Annotated in this window: 1 pseudogene; it reads left to right on the top strand. The window is 57.3% G+C overall.

Annotated features, from left to right (window positions below):
* Positions 1 to 234: pseudogene (locus FQ664_RS27655) on the top strand (MFS transporter); the annotation flags it as partial.

The raw sequence follows: 234 nt of genomic DNA, 5'->3' as shown, positions 1-234 counted from the left end.
AGCCAGTACTGTGTCAGTGCGGTCACCTGGTTCTACGTAACATGGTTCCCGATCTACCTCGTGAAGGAGCGAGGCTTCGACATCTTGCAGGCTGGCCTCGTGGCATCGATCCCAGCCTTGTGCGGTTTGATTGGCGCCGTCTCTTCGGGCTTCTTCTCCGATTACTTGTTACGCCGTACCAAGTCTCTGAGCATCGCCCGTAAGACGCCGATAATCACCGGCGTGCTGCTGAGC

The sequence above is a fragment of the Pseudomonas persica genome (assembly GCF_900291015.1).
In the GTDB taxonomy this organism is placed as follows: Bacteria; Pseudomonadota; Gammaproteobacteria; order Pseudomonadales; family Pseudomonadaceae; genus Aquipseudomonas.
Note: the sequence above shows the minus strand (reverse complement) of the source record. Positions and strands in the feature narration are given on the sequence as shown.